This window comes from Ruegeria sp. YTSA135 (genome assembly GCF_059610165.1).
The window spans coordinates 25,794-51,257 of the sequence record NZ_JBXWNC010000013.1 but is presented as its reverse complement, the minus strand read 5'-3'; the positions used below and the strand labels follow the sequence as shown (position 1 = coordinate 51,257).

General features: G+C 57.9%; 23 protein-coding genes. 11 read left to right on the top strand and 12 right to left on the bottom strand.

Features of this window, described 5'->3' with window-relative positions:
- Nucleotides 1–89 precede the first annotated feature (89 nt).
- The 6 genes from AC2FIT_RS16235 (at nucleotide 90) to AC2FIT_RS16210 (ending at nucleotide 5,076) form a co-directional block, all read left to right on the top strand.
- Complete coding sequence (locus AC2FIT_RS16235; RefSeq protein WP_068338442.1) at nucleotides 90–197, top strand: isopropylmalate isomerase; 108 nt, start codon at nucleotides 90–92, stop codon at nucleotides 195–197.
- A 43-nt stretch (nucleotides 198–240) separates the two neighbouring features.
- Nucleotides 241–1,644 carry a 3-isopropylmalate dehydratase large subunit gene (leuC, locus tag AC2FIT_RS16230; protein ID WP_496831089.1) on the top strand — a complete coding sequence of 468 codons (1,404 nt, stop codon included), beginning with the start codon at nucleotides 241–243 and terminating at the stop codon, nucleotides 1,642–1,644.
- Between the two features lie 37 nt (nucleotides 1,645–1,681).
- Nucleotides 1,682–2,227 (top strand): HdeD family acid-resistance protein, encoded by a 546-nt coding sequence (locus AC2FIT_RS16225; protein WP_496831088.1) that lies wholly within the window; start codon nucleotides 1,682–1,684, stop codon nucleotides 2,225–2,227.
- A 42-nt stretch (nucleotides 2,228–2,269) separates the two neighbouring features.
- Nucleotides 2,270–2,875: a 3-isopropylmalate dehydratase small subunit gene (leuD, locus tag AC2FIT_RS16220; RefSeq protein ID WP_496831087.1), complete on the top strand. Its 606-nt coding sequence runs from the start codon at nucleotides 2,270–2,272 to the stop codon at nucleotides 2,873–2,875.
- 381 nt (nucleotides 2,876–3,256) lie between these two features.
- Complete coding sequence (locus AC2FIT_RS16215; RefSeq protein ID WP_496831086.1) at nucleotides 3,257–4,036, top strand: hypothetical protein; 780 nt, start codon at nucleotides 3,257–3,259, stop codon at nucleotides 4,034–4,036.
- Nucleotides 4,033–5,076: an endonuclease/exonuclease/phosphatase family protein gene (locus tag AC2FIT_RS16210; protein WP_496831085.1), complete on the top strand. Its 1,044-nt coding sequence runs from the start codon at nucleotides 4,033–4,035 to the stop codon at nucleotides 5,074–5,076. Before AC2FIT_RS16215 ends, AC2FIT_RS16210 begins: the two co-directional genes overlap by 4 nt.
- Before the next feature lie 75 nt (nucleotides 5,077–5,151).
- Here AC2FIT_RS16210 and AC2FIT_RS16205 read toward each other — a convergent pair whose 3' ends face one another.
- Nucleotides 5,152–5,679: a redoxin domain-containing protein gene (locus AC2FIT_RS16205; RefSeq protein WP_496831084.1), complete on the bottom strand. Its 528-nt coding sequence runs from the start codon at nucleotides 5,677–5,679 to the stop codon at nucleotides 5,152–5,154.
- A gap of 91 nt (nucleotides 5,680–5,770) precedes the next feature.
- Between AC2FIT_RS16205 and leuB the strand changes: the two genes are divergently transcribed.
- Complete coding sequence (gene leuB, locus AC2FIT_RS16200; RefSeq protein WP_496831083.1) at nucleotides 5,771–6,874, top strand: 3-isopropylmalate dehydrogenase; 1,104 nt, start codon at nucleotides 5,771–5,773, stop codon at nucleotides 6,872–6,874.
- A 59-nt stretch (nucleotides 6,875–6,933) separates the two neighbouring features.
- Here the strand turns inward: leuB and AC2FIT_RS16195 are convergent, their stop codons facing one another.
- On the bottom strand, nucleotides 6,934–9,117 hold the full coding sequence (locus AC2FIT_RS16195; protein WP_496831082.1) for a transglycosylase domain-containing protein: 2,184 nt from the start codon (nucleotides 9,115–9,117) through the stop codon (nucleotides 6,934–6,936).
- Between the two features lie 259 nt (nucleotides 9,118–9,376).
- Here AC2FIT_RS16195 and AC2FIT_RS16190 point away from each other — a divergent pair, with 259 nt between their 5' ends.
- Nucleotides 9,377–9,715 (top strand): P-II family nitrogen regulator, encoded by a 339-nt coding sequence (locus tag AC2FIT_RS16190; RefSeq protein WP_496831081.1) that lies wholly within the window; start codon nucleotides 9,377–9,379, stop codon nucleotides 9,713–9,715.
- A gap of 32 nt (nucleotides 9,716–9,747) precedes the next feature.
- Entirely contained in the window at nucleotides 9,748–11,061 is a 1,314-nt protein-coding gene (locus AC2FIT_RS16185) for an ammonium transporter (protein ID WP_496831080.1), read from the top strand.
- 68 nt (nucleotides 11,062–11,129) lie between these two features.
- Here the strand turns inward: AC2FIT_RS16185 and AC2FIT_RS16180 are convergent, their stop codons facing one another.
- The 4 genes from AC2FIT_RS16180 to AC2FIT_RS16165 form a co-directional block, all read right to left on the bottom strand.
- On the bottom strand, nucleotides 11,130–12,314 hold the full coding sequence (locus AC2FIT_RS16180; RefSeq protein WP_496831079.1) for an amino acid aminotransferase: 1,185 nt from the start codon (nucleotides 12,312–12,314) through the stop codon (nucleotides 11,130–11,132).
- The gene (gene sseA, locus AC2FIT_RS16175; RefSeq protein WP_496831078.1) at nucleotides 12,314–13,168 is read right to left on the bottom strand and encodes a 3-mercaptopyruvate sulfurtransferase; all 855 of its coding nucleotides are present in this window, start codon (nucleotides 13,166–13,168) and stop codon (nucleotides 12,314–12,316) included. The genes AC2FIT_RS16180 and sseA overlap by 1 nt, the downstream gene beginning before the upstream one ends.
- 80 nt (nucleotides 13,169–13,248) lie before the next feature.
- Nucleotides 13,249–13,518, bottom strand: a complete 270-nt coding sequence (locus AC2FIT_RS16170; RefSeq protein ID WP_496831077.1) for a CBU_0592 family membrane protein — start codon at nucleotides 13,516–13,518, stop codon at nucleotides 13,249–13,251.
- Nucleotides 13,519–13,533: 15 nt separating this feature from the next.
- Nucleotides 13,534–14,097 carry a helix-turn-helix domain-containing protein gene (locus AC2FIT_RS16165; protein ID WP_496831076.1) on the bottom strand — a complete coding sequence of 188 codons (564 nt, stop codon included), beginning with the start codon at nucleotides 14,095–14,097 and terminating at the stop codon, nucleotides 13,534–13,536.
- A gap of 107 nt (nucleotides 14,098–14,204) precedes the next feature.
- Between AC2FIT_RS16165 and ilvD the strand changes: the two genes are divergently transcribed.
- Nucleotides 14,205–16,037 carry a dihydroxy-acid dehydratase gene (ilvD, locus tag AC2FIT_RS16160; RefSeq protein ID WP_496831075.1) on the top strand — a complete coding sequence of 611 codons (1,833 nt, stop codon included), beginning with the start codon at nucleotides 14,205–14,207 and terminating at the stop codon, nucleotides 16,035–16,037.
- Between the two features lie 202 nt (nucleotides 16,038–16,239).
- Here the strand turns inward: ilvD and AC2FIT_RS16155 are convergent, their stop codons facing one another.
- Nucleotides 16,240–17,058: a sulfotransferase family protein gene (locus AC2FIT_RS16155; protein ID WP_496831074.1), complete on the bottom strand. Its 819-nt coding sequence runs from the start codon at nucleotides 17,056–17,058 to the stop codon at nucleotides 16,240–16,242.
- Between the two features lie 141 nt (nucleotides 17,059–17,199).
- Between AC2FIT_RS16155 and AC2FIT_RS16150 the strand changes: the two genes are divergently transcribed.
- Nucleotides 17,200–18,777, top strand: a complete 1,578-nt coding sequence (locus AC2FIT_RS16150) for a DUF5928 domain-containing protein (RefSeq protein WP_496831073.1) — start codon at nucleotides 17,200–17,202, stop codon at nucleotides 18,775–18,777.
- 35 nt (nucleotides 18,778–18,812) lie between these two features.
- Here the strand turns inward: AC2FIT_RS16150 and amaB are convergent, their stop codons facing one another.
- The 5 genes from amaB to AC2FIT_RS16125 form a co-directional block, all read right to left on the bottom strand.
- The gene (gene amaB, locus AC2FIT_RS16145) at nucleotides 18,813–20,324 is read right to left on the bottom strand and encodes an L-piperidine-6-carboxylate dehydrogenase (RefSeq protein WP_496831072.1); all 1,512 of its coding nucleotides are present in this window, start codon (nucleotides 20,322–20,324) and stop codon (nucleotides 18,813–18,815) included.
- Nucleotides 20,325–20,327: 3 nt separating this feature from the next.
- Entirely contained in the window at nucleotides 20,328–21,434 is a 1,107-nt protein-coding gene (locus tag AC2FIT_RS16140) for a saccharopine dehydrogenase family protein (RefSeq protein ID WP_496831071.1), read from the bottom strand.
- A gap of 310 nt (nucleotides 21,435–21,744) precedes the next feature.
- Nucleotides 21,745–23,454: an ABC transporter ATP-binding protein gene (locus tag AC2FIT_RS16135; protein ID WP_068338408.1), complete on the bottom strand. Its 1,710-nt coding sequence runs from the start codon at nucleotides 23,452–23,454 to the stop codon at nucleotides 21,745–21,747.
- Nucleotides 23,455–23,458: 4 nt separating this feature from the next.
- On the bottom strand, nucleotides 23,459–24,409 hold the full coding sequence (locus AC2FIT_RS16130; protein WP_496831070.1) for an ABC transporter permease: 951 nt from the start codon (nucleotides 24,407–24,409) through the stop codon (nucleotides 23,459–23,461).
- On the bottom strand, nucleotides 24,406–25,383 hold the full coding sequence (locus AC2FIT_RS16125) for an ABC transporter permease (RefSeq protein ID WP_475185314.1): 978 nt from the start codon (nucleotides 25,381–25,383) through the stop codon (nucleotides 24,406–24,408). The genes AC2FIT_RS16130 and AC2FIT_RS16125 overlap by 4 nt, the downstream gene beginning before the upstream one ends.
- Between the last annotated feature and the right edge of the window lie 81 nt (nucleotides 25,384–25,464).

Here is a 25,464-nt window from a genome sequence, read left to right as displayed (position 1 = left end):
CTGCCAGCTTGAACAGCGTTTCCACATGATGCAAGCCTGGTGCTGGATTGAACCTTGATTGACAGCAAACCCCGTTATATCTGGTGCGCATGAGACTCAATGTGGCCCAATTCCAGAATCTGGAAGACCGCGCGCGCCTGCGTGAGCGGTTCTTTGGGGCTGCCCGCACGGTCCTGGCACGCCTACCTGTCGCCTGAGCCAACTCGCCAGCTATTTCTCATTACATACGGGAGAGGACCGATGTCCCCCAAAACACTCTATGACAAGATCTGGGATGCCCATGTCGCGCACGAAGCCGATGATGGCACCTGCCTGCTGTATATCGACCGCCATCTGGTGCACGAAGTCACGAGCCCGCAGGCGTTCGAAGGCCTGCGCATGGCGGGCCGTCAGGTGCGCGCGCCGGAAAAGACCATCGCCGTGCCGGATCACAATGTTCCAACCACACCGGATCGCGTGAACGGGATCGAAAACCCGGAATCGCGTATTCAAGTAGAAGCGCTGGACAAGAACGCCAAGGACTTTGGCATTCACTATTACCCGGTGAATGACGTCCGTCAGGGCATTGTGCACATTGTTGGCCCTGAACAAGGCTGGACCCTACCCGGCATGACCGTCGTCTGCGGCGACAGCCACACCGCGACCCACGGCGCGTTTGGCGCGCTGGCCCATGGTATCGGCACCTCAGAGGTTGAGCATGTTCTGGCAACTCAGACCCTGATCCAAAAGAAATCAAAGAACATGAAGGTGGAAATCACTGGCAAACTTCAGCCGGGCGTGACCGCCAAGGATATTACTCTTGCCGTTATAGGCGAGACCGGCACCGCGGGCGGTACTGGCTATGTCATCGAATATTGCGGCGAAGCAATCCGCAACCTGTCGATGGAAGGCCGCATGACCGTCTGCAACATGGCGATCGAAGGCGGCGCCCGCGCTGGCCTGATCGCGCCTGATGAAACCACCTTTGAATATGTCAAAGGCCGCCCTCACGCCCCTAAAGGTGCCCAGTGGGAAGCGGCGATGGATTGGTGGAAGACACTCTATACCGATGAAGGCGCACATTTCGACAAGGTCGTCACCATACGAGGCGAGGATATCGCGCCGGTCGTTACATGGGGCACCAGCCCCGAGGATGTTCTGCCGATCACGGCAACTGTGCCGCACCCCGAAGATTTCGAGGGCGGCAAGGTCGACGCAGCCCGCCGTTCAATCGAATACATGGGCCTGAAAGCCGGTCAAAGGCTGAGCGATGTGGAAATCGATACCGTCTTTATCGGATCCTGCACTAATGGCCGGATCGAGGATTTGCGCGCCGCTGCCGAAATCCTGAAAGGCAAGAGGATCAAGGACGGCATGCGCGCCATGGTCGTTCCTGGATCGGGCCTTGTGCGCATGCAGGCCGAAGAAGAAGGCCTTGCCGATATCTTCAAAGAGGCCGGTTTCGAATGGCGTCTTGCAGGATGCTCAATGTGTCTGGCGATGAACCCCGACCAGTTGCAGCCGGGTGAACGCTGCGCGGCGACCTCGAACCGCAACTTCGAAGGCCGTCAGGGGCGTGGTGGGCGCACCCATCTGCTTAGCCCGGCAATGGCTGCCGCAGCGGCAATCACAGGACGGCTGACAGACGTCCGTGAATTGATGTAAGGTCCCCTCATATCTAGATATTTGAGGGATTAAGAATATGAGTGACTGGATTAAATGGCTTCTGTTGGGGCTGCTGTCGATTGCGTTTGGTATTTTTGTGCTGGGCGCGCCGGTTGTGGCGTCGATCGCCGTAACCATGGTAACCGGCGTGTTGCTGCTGATTTCGGGCGGGCTGCAAGTTGTGGGCGGCTTCACGGTCGAAGGTGTAGGCAACAAAATCCTGTCACTCATAATGGGTGCCGTGATGTTGTTTCTGGGCTGGTCGTTTCTGGATAACCCACTGGAGGGGACATTGACCCTGACAACTGTGGTCATGATCCTGTTTGTGGCCGGCGGAATCGCTCGCATCATTTTGTCGTTCCAGATGCGTGGCACTCAATTCTACTGGCCAACGCTGGTTTCAGGTGTCCTGTCCCTGGCCTTGGCCGCCTACATCCTTGCCAATGCCTCAATAGGGCTGGCGCTTAGCTTGTTGGGTATCTTGTTGGGTATCGAGATGCTGTTCAACGGGTTCGGATTGGTTTTCATGGCGCTCTTTATCAAAAGCGCGCCCGGCGAAATAACTAAAGCGAAAGAGGCTTAAACGCGGGGCACGGGCGCGGCCCTCTCCCGCAGGAGAATGAACATGGAAAAGTTTGAAAAAGTCCACGGGGTGGCCGCCCCAATGCCGCTGATCAATATCGACACGGATATGATCATCCCGAAGGTACACCTTAAAACCATCAAACGGTCTGGTCTTGGCGTGGTTCTGTTTGATGAGATGCGCTATCATGACGACGGTCAGGAAAATCCCGAGTTCGTTCTGAACAAGCCCGCGTATCGTGAGGCCGAAATTCTTGTCGCGGGGGACAATTTCGGCTGCGGCTCGTCGCGTGAACATGCGCCTTGGGCGATCAAGGATTTTGGCATCAAGGTTGTGATCTCAACCAGCTTTGCAGACATCTTTTTCAACAACTGCTTCAAGAACGGCATCCTGCCCATCGTGGTTAACGAAGAACACCATGCGATCCTGATGGACGACGCGCACAAGGGAGAAAATGCCCGTATGACCGTCAATCTGGAAGATCAGCAGATCACGACGTCGGATGGGCATGTGATCGAGTTCGACATCGATCCGCATCGCAAACACTGCCTTTTGAACGGGTTGGACGATATCGGTCTGACCATGGAGAAAGACCACCATATCGACAAGTTTGAGCAACACGCGAGTCAAGCCCGTCCCTGGGTGTGATTCTGAGGACGAATCTGTGGACACTCAACCAATGGGGTTGCTTCGGCGGCCCCATTCTCATTCTTGGGGTTAAATTTCAGTAAACCACAATATATAGATACCCTGTTGCGATACACGTCGGATTTGCGTCGAAAATGATGCAATCCCGCACCAGTTGCGCCATCTTTTTGCCCAAAACTCAGTGTTTTCTAAAGCTTGGCTTGAGCGAAATGTCGCTTATCGCCAATGTCTGGAATTTAAGAGGCATCCGTCTACGAAACACGCGGCGGGCACGAGTTGGAACGAAGTCGGCGTAGAATCGGCTATTCCGGTTTGGAAAGGGTTCGGATAGTGATTGCGCGCACAACAGGGGCGGCGGTTCGGGGTATATTGGTCGCCTTAATGGTACTGACCCCCGCATTGTACCTGCCCATATCATCAACAAACGGCACCGAGATCGTCGTCTTCCTTGCGATTCTCGCCTTTTTCCTGACGTTTGCCGAATACAACTCGGCTTTTCCCAGCTTTATCGAATTCCGCGATGCGCCGCCTGTGAACCGCTTGCGCTTTGTCGGGCTGATGTCGATGGTCACCTTCCTGACGCTGATCTGTAAAAACGCCTATGTGCCAACTGATCTGACCGAGTCATTCTATGCGATGGGTCTGGGCGTCGCCAATGTAGTTGATTTCCCTTACTCACCCGTTCGCCTCGTCGTTCTGGTTCTGCCTTCTGATGCCAGCCCGCAATTGATCGAATTGGTGCGCATTTCGGCCAGCGTGGCTTATGTCGCAGCGTTGGTTACAATTGCAAGTTTTGCCTACGCGGTGAAAATGCGTGGCTGGCCCACCGGCAACGGTGCCTTCAACGTTTGGACCAACCTGCCCTTGTTCGACCCGACCAAAGGCGGAGATGTCGTCACCCGGTTGCAACGGGACGGGCGCCTGAACATCTCGATCGGGGTGCTGCTGCCCTTCCTGATCCCGGCCGTAATCAAGCTGCTGACCGATTTTGCCAACCCGATTTCGCTGAGCAACCCGCAAACCCTAATCTGGACAATGAGCGCCTGGGCCTTCCTGCCCGCCAGCATGATCATGCGCGGCATGGCAACACTGCGCATCGCCAACCTGATTGTCGAAAAACGCCGCGCCTATTCTACCGCCGACTTCACACAGGCCGCATGATCCGCGCCCTGTTTATCTTACTGCTGCCCATGATGGCGCAGGCAGAAACAGTGCGTATTGCCACATACAACACCGAACTCAGCCGTGATGGACCGGGCTTGCTGCTGCGCGACATTCAGCGTGGCGACCCGCAGGTGCAGGCCGTGGTCGATGTGCTTGTCTCAGCGCAGTCGGATATCGTTGCCCTGCAGGGGGTCGACTGGGACTTGGAGGGGCAAGCTATTGCCGCTTTGATCGACCAACTCCGTACCGCAGGACTGGACTACCGCTATCATTTTGCTGGGGCACCGAATTCGGGGCTCGAAACCGCGTTGGACCTGAATGGTGACGGGCGAACCCACGGCCCGGCAGACGCCCAGGGCTGGGGTCGCTTCACTGGTCAGGCCGGGTTGGCGGTGCTTTCGCGTTACCCCATCAATGAAAACAAGGTGCAGGACTTTACCAACCTGCTGTGGCGTGACTTGCCGGGTGCAGAATTGCCGGTAACGGACGCCGGTCCTTTCCCCTCGGAAGAGGCGCAGGCCATACAGCGCCTGTCTTCTGTTGCCCATTGGATCGTGACTGTGGACACGCCGATCGGGTCACTGGACCTGATGACTTTTCACGCGGCACCGCCTGTGTTTGACGGGCCCGAGGATCGCAACGGGCTGCGAAACCGTGATGAGATCCGTTTCTGGTCCCTTGTTCTGGACGGTGAACTCGGGCGCAAACCGGATGGCCCGTTCGTTATCGCCGCAGATGCCAACTTGGACCCCGTGCGGGGGGATGGACGCACCGAAGCAATACAGGCCCTGCTGGCCGATCCGCGGCTGCAAGATCCCCGCCCCGCTGATGCGTCAGGCGCGCTGACGACCGTGGAATGGAAGGCCGTAGGTGAGATGCGGGTCGATTATGTGCTGCCATCAGCGGACCTGCAGGTATTGGATGCGGGCATCTTTTGGCCCAACCCGGACACGCCCCTGCGGAAAACGGCTGAGCAAGCCAGCAGGCATCGGCTGGTGTGGGTGGACGTAACCGCGCCTACCCACCCAATGAACTGACTTGCCCAATTTGTCCGGTGACGTTCCGAACTCCACCTACCATGAGCGAAACGAGTTCGCCTTGGCTACGACTGGTCAGAGCGGGCCGGTGTAAGTTCCGCGCGGCGGGTAGTTATTGCCCAGGGTAAATTTCAGGCCACCCACGATATCAGACGTGGATGGACGCCCGAATGGTGTTGTTTGCTGCCAGGCGAAGTAAAGCGACCTGTCGGGTGCAATATAGAAATGGCCGGGTTCGGCGAACAGTGCCGGTTCCGCGCTGCCCTCGCGCGCGGTTGAGATGTTCAGCCCCCAATCCTCGCGCGCGGTCGCCAGCGGCAGGCTGTGGCCAACACGCAGACGCGAGACACCAGCCTTCTGCGCGGTTTCTACCGCACGGTCCGCCGTATCTGTCGAGATCATGATTACTTCGACGCCCAGCGCGGCAAACTCGTCCAATGCGGCTTCGACCTCGGACATTTGTTTGATGCAGATCGGGCAGTGCAAACCCCTGTACTGAATCACCAGCGTGCCGTTTTCGCCCTTGTCGGTATCCAGATCGAATGTTCCGTTGCCTACTGTTTCGATTTTCAGCGCAGGGACGGGTTTTCCCGGTGTCAGCATGTATTTTCCTCGTAGTTTGGCGGGTTCGTCTCATTGACCCGATGCGGCGCAGACGCTAGGGCCTTTTCGACCAAACGCAAGGAGATCCTTCATGTCCAACCCTTCGCTCCTCATCCTGCCCGGAGACGGAATTGGCCCCGAAGTTATGGCCGAAGTGCGCAGAATTATCGATTGGTTCAGCGACAAGCGCGGCCTTCACTTCGACGTGAGCGAAGACCTGGTGGGTGGCGCGGCCTACGACGCGCACGGCAAGCCCCTGTCGGACGAAACCATGGCCAAGGCGCAAGAGGTGGACGCCGTTTTGCTGGGTGCCGTCGGTGGCCCGAAATACGACGATCTGGATTTCAGCCTCAAGCCCGAGCGCGGTCTGCTGCGACTGCGCAAAGAAATGGACCTGTATTCAAACCTGCGTCCGGCACAGTGTTTTGACGCGCTGGCCGATTTCTCATCGCTGAAAAAAGACATCGTCGCGGGTCTGGACATCATGATTGTGCGCGAGTTGACCTCGGGCGTTTATTTCGGCGAGCCGCGCGGCATTTTCGAGGAAGGTAATGAGCGCGTCGGCATCAACACCCAGCGCTATACCGAATCCGAGATTGAGCGCGTCGCGCGTTCGGCCTTTGAGTTGGCAATGCGCCGGAACAAGAAACTGTGCTCAATGGAAAAGGCCAATGTGATGGAATCGGGCATCCTGTGGCGTGAAGTCGTGACCCGCGTAAGCCAAGACTATCCCGAAGTCGAGCTGAGCCATATGTATGCCGACAACGGCGCCATGCAGCTGGTGCGCGCACCCAAGCAGTTCGACGTGATCCTGACCGATAACCTGTTCGGCGACATCCTGTCTGACTGCGCCGCGATGCTGACCGGATCGCTTGGTATGTTGCCCTCGGCCAGCCTTGGTGCCCCAATGGCGAATGGCCGTCCCAAGGCGATGTACGAGCCCGTGCACGGGTCTGCCCCGGATATCGCAGGTGAAGGCAAGGCCAACCCGATCGCCTGTATCCTCAGCTTTGCCATGGCGCTGCGCTATAGCTTTGATCAGGGCGACGAAGCTGACCGCCTGGAAGCTGCGATCGAGAAGGTGTTGGCCGATGGCGTCCGCACCGGCGACCTGCTGGCGGATGAAGGGGTAACACCGGTCTCGACCACCCAGATGGGCGACGCGATTTTGGCCGCACTGGACAGTAGCCTCTGATCACTGGGTGCGATTGAACAGAAAGGCGGTGCCAGACGCACCGCCTTTTTTTTCGCGTATCAGTTTCCGAAAAGGTTGTTCAGCAGGTTGTTGATGGCATTTTCAAAACCGCCACCCTGCCGGCGTCTTTGCTGTTGCGGCTGAGCTGTCCGCACCGGGGGGTCCGGGGCCAGCATGGGCAGCGGCGTGGGCGTCATACCCTCGGTCACGCGCAGCATGGTTTCCCGCCATATCTCGGCAGGCAATCCACCACCCGTCACACCGGACAGGGGCGTGTTGTCATCATACCCCATCCACACACCGGCCACATAATCCGCCGTGAACCCAATAAACCAGGCATCCCGTGCTGCCTGGGTCGTGCCAGTCTTGCCTGCCACTTGCCAGCCCGGTAGCTGTGCGCGTCCACCGGTGCCTTCGGACACCACGCGCTCCATCATCCAGGTCAGTTGCTTGGCAGCCTTGTCGTTGATTACCCGTTCGCCGATGCCGGTTGTCGTCACCATCACGGGCGTTTCATCCCCCAGCAGCTTTAGTTCAGACAGACCGTACGGCTCAACCGCGGAACCACCGTTGAGGATACCGGCATAAGCTCCGGTCATCTCGATCAGCGTGCTTTCCGACGCACCCAGCGCCAGGGCCGGACCCTGCGCCAGATCGCTTTCTATACCAAACTCGCTGGCAACCGTACGGACATTGTCTAGCCCTGCAACTTCGGCCGCTTTGACTGCGGGGATGTTCAGCGAATTCTTCAGCGCATCCGCAAGGGTGACCCGACCGTAGAACTTGTTGGTATAGTTCTTGGGGCACCACTGGCCCGAACCCGGAATGTTGACGCAATACGGTTCGTCCACGACCGTATCCAGCGGGGAATAGCCCAATTCCAGAGCCGTGGCATAGACGAAGGGCTTGAAGGACGACCCGGTTTGGCGCAGCGCCTGCGTGGCACGGTTGAACGCGCCGGATACGCGTGTTTTGCGCCCGCCGACCATTGCGCGCACGGCACCATCCGCAGACATCACAACAATCGCGGCCTGCGCTTTCGACCCTTCGCGGACCTTTTCCTGAAAGATGTATTTCAGCGCCTCTTCTGCCGATTTCTGAAGCCGTTGATCCAGCGTGGTGCGGATAACGACGTCATCTCTGGTGTTCGTGCCAAAATAGCTTGGTAGTTCGGTGATGACCCAATCGGCAAAATACCCACCAGCCTGCGCCGCGGCTGCATCGGACAGCTGGGCCGGGTTGTTGCGCGCAGTGCTGGCCTGGGCAGTGGTCAGATAGTCCTGATCCTCCATCAACCCAATGACCAAGCGCGCCCGGTTTTGCGAACGTTGCAGGTTGTTCGTCGGCGCATAGCGTGTCGGTGCAACCAGCAGACCCGCCAGCATCGCCGCTTGCGCCGGGTTAACCTCGGCCGCAGAGATGCCGAAATAGCGCTGGCTTGCGGCTTCGAACCCACGCGCGCCTGCGCCAAGGAATGCGCGGTTCAGATAGATCGTCAGGATCTCGTCCTTTGAGTATTTGACCTCCATCGCGATGGCATAGACCGCCTCTTTGGCCTTACGCCACAACGAACCCTGACGGCAATCCGCCTCATAGGCGGCTTCGGAGTCCCATTCGCCTGGAACATATGGCACACCTAGGCACAGAAGCTTCGCGGTTTGCTGCGTGATCGTCGATCCGCCATGCCCTGACAATGGCCCGCGCCCTTCGCTCAGGTTGATGCGTACGGCACTGGCAATACCGCGCGGGCTGACCCCGAAATGACGGTAGAATCGTTTATCTTCGGTGGCGACGACGGCGTTTTTCAAATGCGGCGAGACGGTATCCGCCGTGATGACGCCACCAAACTGATCGCCACGCCAGGCAAAGACATCTCCGTTGCGGTCCAACAATGTGACCGAGCCACGCGCGCGCCCATCCAGCAAGGCATCCAGATCGGGCAGCGACGTGTAAACCACCCCGACGGCCAGCGCCAACAGCATTGCGGCGACCGCGCCCACACGCCAGGTCACGCTCCAGATCAGCCGCACGGCCCAGCGAAAGAGGCGGCGAAAAAAACCGCCTCCGCCACCGGATTTCTTGCGCGTCTTTTTTCGTGTGGTTCTGCGCGCAGCCGTTTTGCGCGCAACCGCCTTTTTGCCCGCGGGTTTCGCCGTTCGTTTGGTCGCTGCGGGCCTGCGCCCTTTCGACGGGTATCTCTTGTCCGCGACAAGCGGTGTCTTGCGGCGCCTGGACTCAGTCATGCTCAAACTCTGCCCGGTTATCGTTTTGAGGCACAATACCCCGCAATGGCGATGAAGTAGAGGTCTGAATTTCCGTCAAATCGCCTCATCAGTTCGCCTAATTTTTAATCATTCATTTATTTTTGTGCAAAAATTGTGCACCTTACCCCCAGTTTACCCCCCATAGCGCCCTCTAACCGTTCCTTACTGCGGTCAGTCACGCTCTTTTCCTGCAAGTGCAAAACAGACCGGACGGACCCGGAAAGCAGAGGGGATAAACGTGAAACTGATTATTGCGACAATCAAGCCGTTCAAGCTTGAGGAGGTGCGCGAGGCACTGACCACCGCGGGCGTACGCGGCATGATGGTGACCGAAATCAAGGGCTTCGGCTCGCAATCGGGTCACACAGAAATCTATCGTGGCGCAGAATATGCCGTGAATTTCGTGCCTAAGATCAAACTGGAAATCGTGGTGCCTGCCACGATGGCCGACCAGATCGTCGAAACCATCACAAAAACCGCCAAGACCGGAAAGATCGGCGACGGCAAGATTTTCGTCCTCGAAGTTGAGCAGGCCATGCGCGTGCGGACCGGGGAAACGAACGAAGAGGCGCTGTAAGCGCCGCCATTCACAACATTCGAGGACTGACAATGAATCTGATGAAATCTCTCATCCCTGCTGCCGCGATCGTCGCGCTGCCGCAGATGGGCCTTGCGCAAGAGGCCACCGCGACCGGAGAGCCCGCGCTGCACACTCAGTACATCTTTACCACGCTGCTGTTCCTGATGGCGGGTTTCCTAGTGTTTTTCATGGCCGCGGGCTTTGCAATGCTGGAAGGCGGCCTGGTGCGCTCCAAGAACGTTGCCATGCAAATGACCAAAAACGTGGCGCTATTTTCCATTGCCGCGATCATGTACTGGCTGATCGGCTTTAACACGATGTATCCGGGCGACTTCAATGGTTTCTTTGCCATTGGCGGTCCAACCGTGCTTGATCCGGTTGGTGTTGACCCTGCCGAGGCAGCTTTGGACTACGCCTCAATCGGCTCAGACTTTTTCTTCCAGCTGGTCTTTGTGGCTGCAACCGCGTCCATCGTGTCGGGTGCCGTGGCGGAGCGCATCAAGCTGTGGCCCTTCCTGATCTTCGTGATCGTGCTGACAGGTGTCATGTACCCGATCTCGGGGTCGTGGCAGTGGGGTGGCGGCTGGCTGTCCGAAGCTGGTTTTTCCGACTTCGCCGGTTCGACCGTCGTTCACTCGGTCGGTGGCTGGGCGGCTCTTGCTGGCTGCATCATCCTTGGCCCACGGATCGGAAAGTACAAAGATGGCAAGGTTCATCCGATCCCTGGTTCGAACCTGGCCCTGGCAACCCTGGGTACGTTCATCCTGTGGCTGGGTTGGTTCGGCTTCAACGGCGGCTCGCAACTGGCGATGGGCACCGTGGGTGACGTATCCGACGTGTCGCGCATCTTTGCCAATACCAACATGGCAGCCGCTTCGGGCGCCGTTGCAGCCCTGCTTCTGTCGCAGATTCTGTACAAAAAGCCTGACCTGACCATGGTGTTAAACGGTGCACTTGCCGGTCTGGTTTCGATCACGGCCGAGCCGCTGGCCCCAACCCTGTTCGGTGCCCTTTGGATCGGTGCAGTTGGCGGCGTGATCGTCGTGCTGGCCATCCCCATGCTGGACAAGTTCAAGATCGACGACGTGGTTGGTGCGATCCCGGTTCACCTGTTCGCGGGTATCTGGGGCACCATCGCCGTGATCTTCTACGGTGAGGCGAACCTTATCACGCAGCTGACCGGTATCGTCGCATATGGCGTGTTTACCTTTGTCGGCGCCCTGATCCTGTGGAGCGTGCTAAAGGCGACCTTGGGCATCCGCGTCAGCGAGGAAGAAGAGATCAACGGTCTCGACATGGCGGAACTGGGTATGGAAGCCTATCCGGAATTCTCCAAAGGCTAAATCTTAGCCACGCGCAGACAAAAAACCCGGGCGTTCGCGCCCGGGTTTTCCTTTGTTCGCAGAGTGGTCTAAACGCCAACGTCGACAATTGCCTTCGCCAGAATCGGCACGGTTGTCGCGTTCAGCCCGGCAATGTTCAGGCGGCTGTCGCCGACCATGTAGATGCCGTGATCGGCGCGCAGCTTTTCGACCAGCTCGGGCGCTGCACCCAATCGCGAGAACATGCCGCGGTGCTGGGCGATGAACCCGAAACGGTCGGAGCCGGTCAGGCGCTGCAACTCGTCCGCCAGCTGCTGTCGCAGTCCCAGCATGGACAGGCGGACCTCTTCCAACTCGGTCGCCCAATCCGCACGCAGAGTTTCGTCGTTGAGGATCGTGGTCACAACGCGCGCGCCATGATCGGGTGGGAAGGAATAGTTCTGGCGGTTCAAAAACGCCAATGTCGCTTGATTCAGGGCCGTTTGCTCCGCGTCATCGCTGATCGCCATCAGTAGACCAGTGCGTTCGCGGTATACGCCGAAGTTCTTTGAACAGGAGGCTGCAATCAGGCATTCCTTGACCGAGGACGCCACCAGCCGCGCGCCTTGCGCGTCTTCTTCCAGACCGTCGCCGAAGCCCTGATAGGCAATGTCTATGATCCCCACCAGACCACGCTCGTTGATTAAGTTCACAACCTCTTGCCACTGGACCATGTTCAGATTTGCGCCGGTCGGGTTATGGCAGCAGCCATGCAACAGAACCACATCGCCCGCCTTGGCGGTTTTCAGGTCCTCAATCATGCCGTCGAAGTCGACACCACGCGTTTCATCATCGAAATAGCGGTACTGAATCGTCTCGATCCCCAGATAGTTCAGGATCGACAAATGGTTCGGCCATGTTGGATTAGACACAAAAACGCGGGCCGAAGGATTGGCCATGCGGATCATCTCAAACGCCTGACGGCAGGCGCCTGTGCCTCCGGGGGTTGCCACGGCCGCGATATTGGCACGCGGCACCGAGGCCCCAAGGATCAGACCGATCATCGCATCGGCATAAGCGGGATCACCGGCCAGACCGGTATAGGCCTTGGTCTCCTGCTCTTCCAGAATACGTTTTTCGGCAGCTTTCACCGCCCGCATGACTGGAGTGATACCCTCGGCGTTCTTATAGACGCCAACACCCAGATCAATCTTATTGTCGCGCGGGTCTTCGCGGTACATCTGCATCAGCGCCAGGATCTTGTCGGCGGGCTGCGGTTTGAGGTTCTCGAACATCAGATCTCTCCGGTTGCGACGGGCAGGGTTGGGAAGGCACCCCATTCGGCCCAGGAGCCGTCATAAAGCGAATGGTCTTTCTTGCCCATGCGTTCCAGCGCAAGGCTGAGGATCGCAGCCGTTACACCCGATCCGCAGGACGTAATAGCAGGTTTCGACAGATCGACACCTGCGGCCTCGAATATGGCACGGCATTCGTCAGGTGACTTCATAGTGCCATTCTTATTGAGCAAATTGCCAAACGGTACATTTCGCGACCCCGGAATATGACCAGAACGCAAGCCTTCGCGCGGCTCAGCCTCGGCCCCGGAAAAGCGGCCTGCCGACCGGGCATCTATGATTTCATGATCCGCCAGTTTGGCGGCAGCTGAAACCTGCGTCACGTCGCGCACCAGATGATTTTGCACACGCACGGTCATATGGCGGTCACGGATGACGGGGGGCAGGTCTTCGACCTCGCGCCCTTCGGCCTGCCATTTTGGCATACCGCCATCCAGAACGGCGACATTCTCCTGCCCCATCAGCCGGAACAGCCACCAAACCCGCGCGGCGGACATAAGCCCGGCGCCGTCATAGACCACGACCTGATGACCATCGCCCACACCCATCGCCCGCAAGCGCGACATAAATTTTTCAACCGGCGGAGCCATATGTGGAAGGTCCGAGCGTAGGTCGGAAATTTCATCAATATCGAAGAACCGCGCGCCCGGGATGTGACCCGCGTCATATTCCGCCTTGGCGTCCCGCCCCTGTTGCGGCAGATACCAAGACCCGTCCAGAATCCGCAGATCCGGGTCCTTGATATGGGCGGCAAGCCATTCGGTTGAAACGAGGGTTTTTGGATCGTCCTGCATCAAAGCTTCCCCAAATCGCGGTTGGTTTTTCCCTATACGCGCAGGCATGCGGGTTCAAGGCTGGAAGGGGGTTTGCAGGCTTAACCCGTGCGGCGAAGTCGAAAAAACTGAATAATCCCGATCAGGCTGATCAGAATCCAGAACCCTTCGATCAGCATCGAGGCCAGATTGAAGTTCTCAAGCAGCGAATAGACGATCAGAATGGACCCGGCGAGGTTCAGGACCGGAAAGGCTAGGTCATTGGAATTCATCATCCGCATCTGCGTGGCGAAATAGGCGGCTACGACAACCAGCGCCCCAAAAGACCCAATGGCATCTGCCAGCGTCAGACTGTTCAGCAATGCGGCCATACTTCACTCCTTGAATCAGCCGATCGCGGCCAGAGCGTCAAGCTGCGCGTAGTGGTGCATATTCAGAAACGCCGCGCCCTGATCACCGGCACGGTAGCCATGCGGTGAATCGGCGGCGAACCGCAGTCCTTGCCCAGCCCGCAACGGAACCCATTCGCCATCGCGCAGAATCTCAAGCGATCCATGCAGGACAAAAACCTCTTCGGTCACGCCAGTGGCGTGGGCTGCGGATTCGTGGCTCTGGTTTGGAGCAAGATCAACATGAAAGGTTTCGGCCCGCAGCGCGGGATCAAAGGGAAACACGATCTTGACCTCAAGACTGCCGGGGAAAGTCACAGTACGAAACACGTCCGAACCGGGCGTTTCCCGCAGCGTTTCCGAACCGATAAGAGCGCCTAAAGGTAGTTGGAACCCTTTTGCGATCTTCCACAGCGTTGCGATGGTCGGGCTGGATTCGCCGCGCTCGATCTGGCCCAGCATTGCTTTGCTGACACCGGTCATCTCTGCCACCTTGGATAGGCTCAAGCCCGCGGCGGCCCGCACATCCCTTAGCTTCAGTGTGATTTCGTCCGGTGCCATCTTCATCGTCTTTCGAATCCCCTTGTGCGTTATAGCGCACATATGGTACGTGCGTTATAACGCACATATCCCGCATATCGCAACCGGGGCAAAAGGGAAACAGCATCATGCCAATGTACCGATCCAGAACCTCCACTCATGGCCGCAACATGGCCGGTGCCCGCGGCCTGTGGCGTGCCACAGGCATGACCGAAAGCGATTTCGGCAAACCGATCATCGCTATCGTCAACTCATTTACCCAGTTTGTGCCGGGCCACGTACACCTGAAAGATCTGGGCCAGATGGTCGCGCGCGAAGTTGAGGCCGCAGGCGGTGTTGCCAAGGAATTCAACACCATCGCGGTGGATGACGGTATCGCCATGGGGCATGACGGCATGTTGTACTCACTGCCGTCGCGCGAAGTGATCGCGGACTCGGTCGAATACATGGTCAACGCGCATTGCGCCGATGCGATGGTCTGTATCTCGAATTGCGACAAGATCACGCCCGGCATGCTGATGGCCGCCATGCGCCTGAACATCCCAGCGATCTTTGTCTCGGGTGGCCCGATGGAGGCCGGCAAGATCGACATCGAAGATTTGGAAGCTAAGAAGATCGACCTCGTCGATGCTATGGTTGCCGCCGCTGACGACAAGTTCACCGATGAGCAGGTTCAGCACATCGAAGAGAACGCCTGCCCGACCTGCGGGTCGTGCTCGGGCATGTTTACCGCGAACTCGATGAACTGCCTGGCCGAAGCGCTGGGTCTGGCCCTGCCGGGCAACGGCTCGACTCTGGCCACGCATTCTGACCGCAAAGAGCTGTTCCTTGAAGCCGGTCGCCGGATCGTTGAAATCACCAAACGTCACTATGAGCTGGACGAAAAGGGCTTCCTCCCGCGCGAGATCGCCACGTTTGACGCCTTCGAAAACGCGATGAGCCTGGATATTGCCATGGGGGGCTCCACCAACACCGTTCTTCACCTGCTGGCCATTGCCAATGAAGGCGGCGTCGACTTCACGATGAGCGACATGGACCGTCTGAGCCGTAAGGTGCCCTGCCTGTGCAAGGTCGCGCCCAACACCGAGAATGTACATATGGAGGACGTCCACCGCGCCGGCGGCATTTTCTCGATCCTCGGCGAACTCAGCCGGGCCGGGTTGTTCCACGAGCACTGCAACACGGTTCACACACCGACCATGGGTGAGGCGATTGCCAACTGGGACATCACGGTTGCAAATAACCCCAAGGCACAGGATCTGTTCAAGGCGGCCCCGGGTGGTGTGCGCACCACACAGGCGTTCAGCCAGTCGAACCGATACAAAGAGTTGGACACTGACCGCGAAAACGGCGTGATCCGGACCAAGGAACACGCCTTCAGTCAAGATGGCGGTCTGGCCGTTCTGTTCGGCAACATCGCGCGTGACGGATGTATCGTAAAAACCGCGGGCGTGGATGAAAGCAGCCTGACATTCACCGGTTCAGCCTATGTCTGTGAAAGCCAGGATCAGGCAGTCAACGATATTCTGACCGGCAAGGTCAAAGAGGGCGACGTCGTGGTGATCCGCTACGAAGGCCCGCGCGGCGGTCCGGGAATGCAAGAGATGCTGTACCCGACATCGTACCTAAAATCCAAAGGGCTGGGCAAAGCCTGCGCCCTGCTGACCGATGGTCGGTTCTCGGGCGGCACGTCGGGCCTGTCGATCGGCCACGTCTCACCCGAAGCCGCCGAGGGCGGTGAGATCGGGCTGGTGCAGAACGGAGATACGATTGAGATCGATATCCCCAACCGGACTATCCATCTGGCCGTGTCCGACGAAGAACTGGCCGAACGCCGCAAGGCGCAGGACGCAAAAGGATGGGAGCCTGCCCAGCCGCGCAAACGCAAGGTGTCCACGGCACTGAAAGCCTATGCGAAGCTGACCACCAGCGCGGCGAAAGGTGCCGTGCGTCAGGTCTGATCTCAACCGGTCCGCGCCACGTGGACCGGACGATCACCCAAATCCCAAAGGCTCCCGCGTCTGACCGGCACCATCGGCTTCGCCGATGCTTCCATCAGTCTTGGGCCGCGCGCAGCGCGGCGCCCGGCCTAACCAGAGAAGATGTCTCGCCAGAGACATTGACGATGGGCGGGAGCGCCCCGGCCTGTTGGGGCAGACTAGATCAATCCCCCAACTTGGCGTGGATCTCGTCCAGGTCAATCTCACCCACCGGCATCTTGTTTGCCGGGTTTTCGAAATCGTATCTGAACAGCTCGAAATCCTGTTTGTAGATTTCATAGACCAGATGCATCGACAGATCGTCAAAATAATCCTCGACCGGATGCGCGCGTTTGGGGCCGTGCCCTTCGGATTCATTGAATCGCGGGATTTCGGACAGGGACACGGGATGTGGGGTTTCCAACGCGTCCAACACGCCCTGCATCCCGTCATTGAATTTCTCGGTCCAGAATATCTGGTCGTACCGCCCACCATTCACAATGAAAGTCGAAACGTGACCCGACATGGCCGACCAGTGGATGTCAGGATCCATTGGCCGACGCCAGCGGATCGTATCCCGCGCAAACAGCAGGAACCGGCGAAAGCTGGCGATCTGATCAAATTCTCCCTTGCCGTCGTCTCCACCAACTTCGATCCCGTAATTATAGATCAATGTCGGCACCAAATTGCCACGATACCGGCTGCCATTCCGCTGAATGCCGCAAATCTTATCGAAGAATGAGCTGAGTATCCGCGTGTACGGATTGCGCACACAAGTAAACGAGTAGGACGTATGTTCGCGCACAGTTTTCGAAATCCGGTCCTGGCTGTCAGCAAAGGCCCATTTGTGCAACCCCTGCGTGGCGTCGTGAATGTCCCCGTCGAAAAAGCGGCCATGATCCGAGTAGTACATGATCTGGCCAATGGTCGAGCAGGCACATTTCGGCACGACCCTATAGATCATGCTTTCACTTTCGGTCATCCAAACACCGGGAAAACCCATCTGCTGTGCCTCCTCAACGTGTAGGAACTCGCAACGCACTTCTGCTCTGGTTGCCAAAGAACCAAAATTAATCTGTTTATTCAATCGCTCATCCTCAGTATCAGGGTGTAAACAGGCAGAAACGGACATCGCAGACACAAGATGGCAAGGATTGCCTATATTCTATTGTGCCATAAAGACCCTGACGCGATTGTTGCGCAGGCAGAGCAGCTGACGGCCGCAGGCGATTGCATGGCGATACACTTTGATGCACGGGCCAGTACGCAGGCCTATGACCGTATTTTTAGTGCACTGAAGGACAACCCGAATGTGGTTTTTGCCGCCAAGCGTGTAAAATGCGGCTGGGGCGAGTGGTCCCTGGTGCAAGCAACCCTGAATGCTTTGCAGGTTGCGGTAGAAGCGTTCCCAAGGGCCACGCATTTCTACATGCTGTCCGGTGACTGCATGGCCATCAAAACCGCCGAATATGCGCATTGGTTTCTGGACCACAACGAAAGGGATTTCATCGAAAGTCACGATTTCTTTGCGAGCAACTGGATCAAAACCGGCATGAAAGAGGACCGGCTGATCTATCGCCACTTTTTTAATGAACGCACTCAGAGCACGTTATTTTACGCCTCATTTAGCCTTCAGAAACGGTTTGGGCTGAAGCGCGACATTCCGGCTGATCTTCAGGTTACGATCGGCAGCCAGTGGTGGTGTCTGCGCCGCCGCACAATTGAGATGATCCTCGATTTCCGGCAAAAGCGCACGGACGTGATCCGGTTTTTCTCGACCACATGGATACCGGACGAAACATTTTTCCAAACCCTTGTCCGTCACCTGATTCCCAAGGAAGAGATCGAGAACCGCACCCCAACCTTTCTGATGTTCTCAGACTATGGAATGCCGGTGACCTTCTATAACGACCACTATGACATGCTGCTGGGACAAAACTACCTGTTCGCCCGGAAGATCAGCCCCGAAGCGCATGAGTTGAAGGACCGGTTGGGCGCGCTTTATGCCAGCGAAGGGGTCGAATTCAAAATCTCGGATGAGGGGCGAAACCTCTACAGCTTTCTGACCGGACGTGGCCGTGTTGGCCGCCGTTTCGGGCAACGGTTCTGGGAGGCGGGCAATACGTTGGGGTCCGAGCGTCAGATATTGCTGATCGCCTGCAAGAAATGGCACGTGGCCAAGCGTCTTGTTCATCAAATCAGGTCCGAGACAGAAATCCCCTGCATCGAATATCTGTTCAACGAAGAGGGTGCGCCCCTGCCCGATCTGGGTGGTATCGAGGCGACGCTGGAGAAACGCTCGCGCCACCGCCGGGCGGTCCTGCGTATGTTGTTCGACCATTTTGGCGCCAGCAAGCTGGTGCTCTGCGTCGATCCCGCCAATCTCGATATCATTCAGGATTTCTGTGCCGACCAGGCCGAAACGCACGTGCTTGAGATCGAGTGCGAATATTCCGACGACTACCTGATCGGACATGCCCGCCGGGTTGGTCTGGCCGGTGAAAACAGCCCGACGGAAACTGTGGCCCGCCTTGTGCCAGCTTTGCGCAACGCGTTGGCCCACGAATCCGAGTTGATCCGGGCGGCAGGTTTCAGTGGATACTCACTTATGAGAGAAACCAACACACAAGCCGAGAACGCGGAGGCGATAGCCGAGTTTCTAGGTGTGTCGAATGAACAGGCAAATTCCGTCCTGCGGCTGGACTACTTGTTCGCGGATTGATCCGGCGGCACTTGTCGACGCCGCCGGACCGTTGATCAGATATCGAACTTCACGCCCTGCGCCAGCGGTAGTTCAGCGGAATAGTTCACCGTATTGGTTTGACGTCGCATATATGCCTTCCATGCATCAGACCCGCTTTCGCGCCCGCCGCCAGTTTCTTTTTCACCGCCGAATGCGCCTCCGATCTCGGCCCCTGATGGTCCGATATTTACGTTGGCGATACCGCAATCTGAGCCGGCGGCGGTCAGGAACTGTTCGGCCTCACGCATGTTCAGGGTAAACACACACGAGGATAGCCCCTGCGGCACATCATTTTGCATCTCGATCGCGTCGTCGAAGTCGTCATACCCCATGACGTAAAGGATCGGGGCAAAAGTCTCGGTCTTCACCACCGAGGTCTGATCCGGCATCTCGACGATTGCAGGCTCCATGTAAACGCCGTCCGGAACACCTTTGGTCACGCGATTGCCGCCAAATATTTGCCCGCCTTCGACCTCCGCGGCTTTCAGTGCTGCGGTCATCGCTTCACCCGCGGCTTCGTCCACCAGGGGACCGACCAGCGTTCCTTGGTCCAGCGGGTTGCCGATCGGCAGACCGGCATAGGCTTTTTTCAAGCGGCTCAGCAGCTCTTCTCGGATCGCGTTGTGGACGATCAGGCGGCGCAGGGAAGTGCACCGCTGACCAGCCGTCCCAACGGCCGAGAACACAATCGCCCGCACCGCCATTTCCAAATCGGCCGACGGGCCAACGATCATCGCGTTGTTTCCACCCAATTCCAGAATGCACTTGCCGAACCGCAGCGCCACGACCGGGGCAACCGCGCGACCCATACGGGTAGAGCCGGTGGCAGAGATCACGGGCACGTCTTCGCTGGCCACGAGCGCCTCGCCCAGCGCGGCACCACCGATCACCGTTTGCAGCAGATGGTCGGGCGCATCGCCAAACCGCGCCAGCGCGCGCTCGAATATCTTCTGGCAGGCCATCGCCGTGAGCGGAGTCTTCTCGGACGGTTTCCAGATCACCGTGTCACCACAGACCAGCGCAATCGCCGCATTCCATGACCAGACCGCAACCGGGAAGTTGAAGGCCGAGATCACGCCGACCGGACCCGCCGGGTGCCATGTCTCCATCATACGATGGCCTGGACGTTCGGACGCAATGGTCAGACCATAAAGCTGGCGCGACAGACCAACGGCAAAGTCGCAGATGTCGATCATCTCCTGCACTTCGCCCAAACCTTCGGATGTGATCTTGCCCGCCTCCCAACTGACCAAGGCACCAAGGTCATCTTTGGCAGCGCGCAATTCTTCACCCAGAAGGCGGATCAATTCTCCGCGGCGAGGGGCCGGAACCGTGCGCCATGCCTTGAAGGCCGCCTTGGACCGGGCAAAAACTGCCTCCATCTCGGATTCGGGCGTTTGATGCACCTCAGCCAGAACACTGCCGTCGATGGGCGAGGTCACTTTGAGCGTACCGCCTGTCAGTTCGGCCTTGGACAGGTCCAGGTTTGCAAGTGTGGTTTGCGCAGTCATCACAATATCTTTCATATCTCAGGCCGCCTTGTTCTGATTGGTTTCGTCACCGGCGCGATACAGCCGGCCAAATTCAGTGTTTAGAAAGTCGGACAGTTTCACTTGTTCCTGCCGAACAAAACCTTTGGTGGGCACGGCCCCCGTCCGCATCAGGTCAACCACGCCCAGAACGCCAGCGGCGGTGGTGATCTGAATGGCGCTCCAGACCTGCCCGTTAAGGGTGCGCGCAAAGGATTTGTTGATCAGGGATTTCTCGCGCAGCGCCCCGTCGATCATGCCCTTTGCGGTACAATAAACCAGAACCACATCCTGATCCGTGCGCGGCAGGGCGGTTTCAAAGATATCCTTCAGCAAATCGCGGCGGCGTTCCAGCCCCAGATCCTTGAGCAGCAGCTTCAGGATATCGCAATGCCCGGGATAACGGATCGAGCGATAGGACACTGCCCGCGCCTTGCCTTCCAGTGTTTCGGGCAGCGTACCCAACCCACCGGACGTGTTGAAACATTCGTACTCAACCCCGTCGTGGCCCAGCACTTCATAGTCTTCCAAAGGTGCGGTCTTGACCCGTTCGCCATTCACGATGGCGTCGCAGGGGTTGCAGTATTCGTTGATCAGGCCGTCCGTGGACCACGTCAGATTGTATTTCAACGCATTGGTCGGATACAGCGGCAAAGCGCCCACCCGCATGTGCAGGCTGTCAAGCTCATCAAACTCGTCGGCCAGGGCGGCCCCTGCAATTCCGACAAAGCCCGGCGCAAGACCACATTGCGGCATAAATGCTGTTTCGCTGTTTTCGGCCAAAGCGCGCACGGCATTGGTGGCGGCCACGTCCTCGGTCAGGTCGAAGTAGTGCGCGCCTGCGGTCTTCGCCGCCTTTGCAATTGTCGGCGTCAAAAAGAAAGGAGCAGCCGAGATTACCGCATTGTACCCCGCCAACCCTTGGGCCAATTGCGCCTCATCCCCCACATCAATCTGCCGGGTTGCAATCCCTTGTTTGTTGAGAACCGCCAGCGCGGCCAAATCCCGATCGGCAACCGTGACCGAGTAATTGGATGATGATTGCAGCAGGCTGGCGATCATCTGACCGATTTTACCTGCCCCTATGACACAAATGCTCCAGCTCAAGACGCGCCTCCTTTTTTGGTTTCTCAAAAGTATGAGGCTTGGGCTGTTCGAACCGCAGGGGCATTCTTGACGAAAGCGTCGAAAGTTACGTCATTATGACGAATAATTCGGAGAAATGTCGGGGGCAGATAAAAATGGACATGCGCAAAGCAAACCTCTGGCATGCCGAGGCAAAAGCGAGACTCCAAGCGAGGTTTGTTCCCCGAACATCCGTTTTTGGAGCCTTAAAGCGTGTAGCAGAGCCCGCATGATGGCAGGTCGCACCCAAGCCATGAACAAAGTTAGGGCGCCTGCCATATTGACCGGCGGCTTAACCCTCGGCGCTTAGTCCCTCGGTCGACAGGTCATCCAATCTCGGCATCAAGCGAAGCAACTCACTGGCATATTCGGTCTGCGGATTGGCAAAAAGGCTGTTGGTCTCTTGCAATTCCACAACTTTGCCCTGTTTCATCACTGCGACCCGGTCGCACATCTGGCGCACCACCGGCAGATCGTGGCTGATGAACAGAAGGGTCAGACCCAGATGTTCTTGCAAATCCTTCAGGATGTTCAGGATTTGCGCCTGAATTGACACGTCCAAGGCGCTGGTTGGCTCATCACAGATCAGGAAACGCGGTTGCGTGGCCAGCGCGCGCGCAATGGAAATTCGCTGACGTTGACCGCCCGAGAACTCATGCGGGTATTTCAGCCCCGCCTCATGTCCCAGCCCAACCTGATCCAGCAGCTCATCAACGCGGCGCTTGATATCGGCGCCGTCCATCAGACGGTGATGGCGGATGGGTTCGGCCACAATATCATCCACCCGCATACGCGGATTGAGGGAGGAATACGGGTCCTGGAAAATCATCTGGATGTTCTTGCGATATGCATCCAGGGCCGCCCGGTTTTTCAGGTCGCTCACCACCTGCCCTTCGAACGTGATGGTTCCGCCATCCACCGGATACAGCCCCGCGATCATCCGGGCGACGGTGGATTTGCCCGAGCCGGACTCGCCCACGACACCAAAAACCTCACCCGCACGGATGTCAAAACTGACCTGATCCACCGCCGTGAAATAGGTGCGATCCCAAGGCAGTAGACCTTTGCGTTGCAGGAACTTCTTGGTCAGGTCGCGAATCTCGAACACCGGCTTGGAGGTGTCGTTGTCCACCTTCGGCCAGTGGCGGGCCATATCCTCGATCGCGAAGCGCGTTTCACGCCCGCCATAGCTGATCTGCGGGAAGCGGTGCAGCTTGAGCGTAGGGCGGGGCACAGCAGCAATGAGCGACTTGGTATATTCGTGGCTGGGTCGCCCCATGACTTGTGAAGTCGGGCCAGTCTCAACAACCTTGCCCGCGTACATGACGGTCACTTTGTCGGTGGTGTCCGCGATTACACCCATGTCATGCGTAATCAGGATCACGCCGACCTGACGTTCGGTCGCCAGTTCCTTGATCAGATCCAGAATCTGCGCCTGAACTGAAACATCCAGCGCTGTCGTCGGTTCATCCGCAATAATCACATCCGGCTCAGTACACAGCGCCAGCGCAATCACCACGCGCTGCCGCATCCCGCCTGAGAATTGGTGCGGGTACTGATCCAACCGCGTATCGGGGTCAGGGATACCCACCCGGTCGATCAGGTCACGGGCGCGCTTGTTCGCCTCGGCGTCCGAACCACCCAGATGGGCCTGTATCGTCTCGACCAGCTGCTCACGCACCGTGAACAGCGGGTTCAGCGATGTCAGCGGGTCCTGGAAGATCATCGAGATTTTCTTGCCACGCAGCCCGCGCATCGCCTCGGCGTCCAGACCGCTGATCTGTTCACCGCTCAGCTTGATCGTGCCGCTGGCGATACGGCCGGGCCGATCCAGTAAGCCCATGATCGCGGCGCCGATGGTGGATTTACCAGCACCGGATTCGCCCACCAGACCGTGGATTTCACCGGGTTCAACCGACAGATCCACATGGTCCACCGCAGTAAACAGCTGGCGGCGTGTCGGGAATTCGACTGTCAGGTCATTGATCGTCAGAAGGCTCATGAAATCACCGCAGCTTGGGGTTCAGCGCGTCGCGCAGCCAGTCGCCCAGCAGGTTCACAGACAACGCAAGCGCCAGAAGGGTGCAGGCCGGGAAGAACAGGATCCACCACTCACCCGAGAACAGGAAGCCTTGCCCGATACGGATCAAGGTTCCCAACGACGGTTGCGTCGGCGGGGCACCGACACCAAGGAAGCTGAGCGTTGCCTCGGCGATAATCGCCAGCGCCAGCGAGATCGTCGCGATCACCAGAACCGGGCTTAGCACGTTGGGCAGGATATGGCGGAACATTATGGGGATCGACCCGCGCCCGATCAGGCGGGCGGCTTGCACATATTCCTTGTTCTTCTCAACCAGCGCAGCACCCCGTACCACGCGGGCGAATTGCACCCAGTCGGACAGCGCGATGGCGATGATCAGCACATAGATTGCCATTTCATTCCGGTATTCAGGCGGGGTCACGCCCTTGGCGATACCAAAGATCAGCATGGCCACCAGAATGGCCGGAAACGTCAGCTGAACATCCGCGATGCGCATGATGATGGTTTCGGTCCAGCCGCCAAAGTAAGCAGCCATCAACCCCAGGATGACGCCGATGATCATCGCCAGAAGAACAGCCGAAACACCGACGAACAGCGAAATGCGCATGCCGTATAGGATGGTCGAGAATACATCCCGTCCTTGATCGTCGGTACCCATCAGGAATGTCTCTTGCGTGAATGCGTTTGGCGTCCTTGGCGGGGTAAATCCGTTCATCAGGTTCAGGGTTGCCGGATCAAACGGGTTATAGGGCGCAATCAGCGGTGCGAAAATCGCCGCCAACGCCAGTACACTCACCACAAGCGACGCAATGATCGCCACAGGCGAATGCCGGAACGACCACGCGAAATCGCTGTCCCAGAATTTGGCGAAACGCGACTTGGGTGCGGCTGTCGGGGTTTCGATGGTATCGGTCATGTGGCCCTCGCGTCGACACGCAGGCGCGGGTCAATGGCATAGTAGAGAAGATCGACAATCAGGTTGATCGTGACGAACATGACCGAGATCAGCATCAGATAAGCGGCCATGACGGGGATATCGACGAACTGGATTGCGTTGATGAACAACAGCCCGACACCGGGCCACTGGAACACCGTCTCGGTAATGATGGCAAAGGCGATGATCGAGCCCAGCTGCAAGCCCGTAATGGTGATCACCGGCACCAACGTGTTCTTGAGCGCATGGCGAAAGTTGATCACCCGGTCCGACAACCCTCGGGCGCGGGCGAAGCGGACGTAATCTGCGCGCATCACCTCAAGCATTTCCGACCTTACCAGCCGCATGATCAATGTCATTTGATACAGGCCCAGCGTGATCGCGGGCAGGATCAGTGCCTTGAGCCCCGAGGTCGTTAGAAACCCCGTGGACCAGTTGCCAATCATAACGGTCTCGCCCCTCCCAAAGCTGGGGAGGAGGTCAAGCTCAACCGAGAATATGTAGATCAGCAAGATGCCGATCAGGAAGGTGGGCAAGGATACTCCGATCAGCGACACCGTCATGATGACATTCGCCGCGACCCCTTGTCGTCGGATCGCCGTGAAGACCCCCAGTGCGATGCCCAACGTGATCGCGAGGACACCGGAGACAAAGGCCAGTTCCAACGTCGCGGGCGCACGCTCGGCTATGATGGTGGAAACCGGGCGGCCCTGCCGATACGACACACCGAAATTGCCCTGCACCGCGCCTTGCAGGAACTTGAAATACTGCACCGGGAATGGTTGATCCAACCCAAGCTCAGTACGCAGGCGGTCGATGTCAGCCTGTGTTCTTTCCTGCCCCAGCATGTTGTCGATCGGATCGCCGACAAAGCGGAACATCGAAAATGCTACCAGACCCACGACCAGCAGAACGATCACGGATTGGAACATCCTTCGGACAATATATGCGAACATTCACTTTTCCCCGTTGGTCTGTCTGTCTAGGCCAGTGCTGACCAAGTGGTCAAGTTATCGCCACCATCCAGACGTCAAGTT

Coding starts and splice junctions, on each gene's coding strand:
- AC2FIT_RS16225 (WP_496831088.1), top strand. CDS start 1,682: ATGAGTGACTGGATTAAATGGCTTCTGTTGGGGCTGCTGTCGATTGCG.
- amaB (WP_496831072.1), bottom strand. CDS start 20,324: ATGAAAGATATTGTGATGACTGCGCAAACCACACTTGCAAACCTGGAC.
- AC2FIT_RS16155 (WP_496831074.1), bottom strand. CDS start 17,058: ATGGGTTTTCCCGGTGTTTGGATGACCGAAAGTGAAAGCATGATCTAT.
- AC2FIT_RS16135 (WP_068338408.1), bottom strand. CDS start 23,454: ATGAGCCTTCTGACGATCAATGACCTGACAGTCGAATTCCCGACACGC.
- AC2FIT_RS16205 (WP_496831084.1), bottom strand. CDS start 5,679: ATGCTGACACCGGGAAAACCCGTCCCTGCGCTGAAAATCGAAACAGTA.
- AC2FIT_RS16210 (WP_496831085.1), top strand. CDS start 4,033: ATGATCCGCGCCCTGTTTATCTTACTGCTGCCCATGATGGCGCAGGCA.
- AC2FIT_RS16150 (WP_496831073.1), top strand. CDS start 17,200: ATGGCAAGGATTGCCTATATTCTATTGTGCCATAAAGACCCTGACGCG.
- leuB (WP_496831083.1), top strand. CDS start 5,771: ATGTCCAACCCTTCGCTCCTCATCCTGCCCGGAGACGGAATTGGCCCC.
- leuC (WP_496831089.1), top strand. CDS start 241: ATGTCCCCCAAAACACTCTATGACAAGATCTGGGATGCCCATGTCGCG.
- ilvD (WP_496831075.1), top strand. CDS start 14,205: ATGCCAATGTACCGATCCAGAACCTCCACTCATGGCCGCAACATGGCC.
- AC2FIT_RS16215 (WP_496831086.1), top strand. CDS start 3,257: ATGGTACTGACCCCCGCATTGTACCTGCCCATATCATCAACAAACGGC.
- AC2FIT_RS16235 (WP_068338442.1), top strand. CDS start 90: ATGAGACTCAATGTGGCCCAATTCCAGAATCTGGAAGACCGCGCGCGC.
- AC2FIT_RS16185 (WP_496831080.1), top strand. CDS start 9,748: ATGAATCTGATGAAATCTCTCATCCCTGCTGCCGCGATCGTCGCGCTG.
- AC2FIT_RS16125 (WP_475185314.1), bottom strand. CDS start 25,383: ATGTTCGCATATATTGTCCGAAGGATGTTCCAATCCGTGATCGTTCTG.
- sseA (WP_496831078.1), bottom strand. CDS start 13,168: ATGCAGGACGATCCAAAAACCCTCGTTTCAACCGAATGGCTTGCCGCC.
- AC2FIT_RS16180 (WP_496831079.1), bottom strand. CDS start 12,314: ATGTTCGAGAACCTCAAACCGCAGCCCGCCGACAAGATCCTGGCGCTG.
- leuD (WP_496831087.1), top strand. CDS start 2,270: ATGGAAAAGTTTGAAAAAGTCCACGGGGTGGCCGCCCCAATGCCGCTG.
- AC2FIT_RS16165 (WP_496831076.1), bottom strand. CDS start 14,097: ATGGCACCGGACGAAATCACACTGAAGCTAAGGGATGTGCGGGCCGCC.
- AC2FIT_RS16130 (WP_496831070.1), bottom strand. CDS start 24,409: ATGACCGATACCATCGAAACCCCGACAGCCGCACCCAAGTCGCGTTTC.
- AC2FIT_RS16195 (WP_496831082.1), bottom strand. CDS start 9,117: ATGACTGAGTCCAGGCGCCGCAAGACACCGCTTGTCGCGGACAAGAGA.
- AC2FIT_RS16170 (WP_496831077.1), bottom strand. CDS start 13,518: ATGGCCGCATTGCTGAACAGTCTGACGCTGGCAGATGCCATTGGGTCT.